The sequence below is a fragment of the Dethiosulfatibacter sp. genome, from assembly GCF_983023055.1.
On record NZ_CEZJXU010000374.1, the window covers coordinates 1 to 2,619 of the forward strand.

3 protein-coding genes and 1 pseudogene are annotated in these 2,619 nt (G+C 39.1%); all 4 read left to right on the forward strand.

Annotated features, from left to right (window positions below):
* Positions 1 to 185: pseudogene (locus AC3AX0_RS11195) on the forward strand (glutamate--tRNA ligase); the annotation flags it as partial.
* Between the two features lie 15 nt (positions 186 to 200).
* Positions 201 to 1,592, forward strand: coding sequence for a cysteine--tRNA ligase (gene cysS, locus AC3AX0_RS11200; RefSeq protein ID WP_487550369.1), 1,392 nt, complete (start codon positions 201 to 203; stop codon positions 1,590 to 1,592).
* Entirely contained in the window at positions 1,577 to 1,975 is a 399-nt protein-coding gene (locus tag AC3AX0_RS11205) for a Mini-ribonuclease 3 (RefSeq protein ID WP_487550370.1), read from the forward strand. Before cysS ends, AC3AX0_RS11205 begins: the two co-directional genes overlap by 16 nt.
* 2 nt (positions 1,976 to 1,977) lie before the next feature.
* Positions 1,978 to 2,619, forward strand: a 642-nt coding sequence (gene rlmB / locus AC3AX0_RS11210; protein ID WP_487550371.1) for a 23S rRNA (guanosine(2251)-2'-O)-methyltransferase RlmB, incomplete at its 3' end; no start/stop codon positions are given.

Below are 2,619 nucleotides of genomic sequence, written 5' to 3' on the forward strand. Positions count from 1 at the left end.
TTGCATCGTCAATATTCAAGGTGTTGAAAAAGGAAACAGGAGCAAAGGGCAAGGGCCTGTTCATGCCTATAAGAGCTGCAGTTACAGGTCAGATGCACGGACCGGATCTTGGCAAGACATTTGTTATTCTCGGCAAGGTATTGCTCCTTGAAAGAATAGACTATGTGATGGATGCTCTTAAATAGAAAGGTTGTGATTAGATGAGACTGTATAATACGCTTACAAGAAAAAAGGAAGAATTCATACCAATTGAAAAGGACAAGGTAAAGATATATGCATGCGGTCCTACTGTGTACAATTTCATTCACGTTGGAAATGCCAGACCGGCTGTGATTTTTGATACCCTTAGAAGGTACTTTAAATATAAGGGATATAATGTTAAATACGTAGTCAACTTTACAGACATTGACGACAAGCTTATAAACAAAGCCATTGAAGAAAATACAACTGTTAAGCAGTTGGCTGAAAGATACATAAAGGAATATGTTACAGATACAAAGGGACTCAACATCCTTGAAGATGAAACTCTCCATCCCAAAGCGACGGATTATATTGGCGGAATAATCAAGTTTATCAAGGGACTGGAAGAAAAGAGTTTTGCCTACAATGTGGAAGGCAATGTATATTTTGATACAACAAAGCTTAATGACTACGGCAAGCTTTCTAAGAAAAATCTTGATGACCTTATTTCAGGTGCCAGAGTTCAAGTAAACGACGAGAAGAAAACTACTTCCGACTTTGCATTGTGGAAAAAGGAAAAACCGGGAGAACCTTCGTGGGGAAGTCCATGGGGAAAAGGAAGACCGGGATGGCATATTGAGTGTTCAGCAATGGCCAAGGAACTTCTTGGTGATACAATAGACATACATGCAGGGGGAGAGGACCTTCAATTCCCTCACCACGAAAATGAGATTGCTCAGAGTGAATCATTGACTGGAAAGCCCTTTGCAAGGTACTGGCTCCACAACGGAATGATAAACATCGAAAACCAGAAGATGAGCAAGTCCCTAAATAATTTTTTTACGGTAAGGGATGTCAGCAAGGAATATGACCTTGAGATATTGAGATTCTTCATAATTTCAGGACACTATAGAAAGCCTATCAACTACAGCAGGGAAACAATCCACCAGGCGGATGCATCGCTTCAAAGGCTTTACAACAGCAAGAGAAATCTGAAGTTTTACATGGAAAACAATCCTCCTGGAGATATTGAAGAAACGGTAAAGATGAAGATGATTGGATTCAAGAATCAGTTTGAAGATGCAATGGATGACGATATTAATACAGCTGATGCTGTAACTGTTCTCTTTGAAATTGCCAAATTTGTGAATTCAACCTTTGATGAATTTACTTCAAGGGAATCGGCGGAGTTTGTCAATGAAAAATATATTGAGCTTGCAGACGTTCTAGGAATACTTTACAAGGATGTACAAGACGAAGTATCGGAAGAAGCCATGGAACTTATAAACAAGAGAATAGAAGCTAGAAAAAACAAGGATTTTAAACTTGCGGACCAGTTGAGGGATGAACTCCTTGAAATTGGTGTTGAGGTTGAAGATACAAGAGACGGAGTCAAATGGAAAAAAATATAATAAAAAGAGATCCCAAGCTCATGTCTCCCTTGCAGCTTGCCTATATAGGCGATGTTGTATACGAACTATATGTGAGGTCCTTTCTTGTGGAAACTACGGACTTGAACGTAAACCAGCTTCATAAAAACGCTGTGAGATTCGTAAGGGCGGAAGCCCAGGCGGAAGTTATGAAGGAAATAATGAATATTTTGACTGAAGAGGAAATCAGAATGTTCAAAAGAGGAAGAAATGCTAAAAGCAGTTCTGTTCCCAAAAATGCAAAACTAATAGATTACAAACATGCAACAGGATTTGAGTCTTTGTTGGGATATTTGTATATACTAAACCGAAAAGAAAGAATAGATGAACTGTTCGAAATTGCGAAACAGTTTATTAAGAGGTAGCCATGAGGTTAATAATAGGAAAAAATCCAGTTCTGGAAGCGATTAACAGCGACAAGAAGATAGAAAGAATTTATGTCCTTAGAAAAGACGGTAAAAACAACAACAGCAACATAATAGCCCTTGCAAAGGAAAAAAATATAATCATCAATGAAGTGGACAAGGCAAAGATGGATTCCATGTCTACAGGAGGAAGCCATCAGGGTGTGGCTGCTGAACTTGAGGATTTTAAATACAGTACAATGGACGATGTCATTGAAGCTGCAAAGGCTAAGAAACAAAAGCCTTTCATTGTTATGCTCGATGGAATAACAGATGTGCACAATCTTGGAGCCATAATTAGAAGCGCCGAATGTGCTGGAGTACATGGTGTTGTAATTCCTGAAAGAAGGTCGGCACAGATTACTGATACTACATCAAAGACTTCTGCAGGGGCCCTTGAATACATGAACATAGTCAAGGTGAAAAACATAAACACAGCCATCAAGGACCTTAAGGACAAGGGTTTTTGGATATATGGTGCAGACATGAATGGAGACAAGCATTATTATGAAGAAAAATACGATGCAGCCACAGTCCTTGTCATAGGAAGCGAAGGTAAGGGGATAAGCAGGCTTGTAAGAGATAATTGCGACGTCGTTATAGAT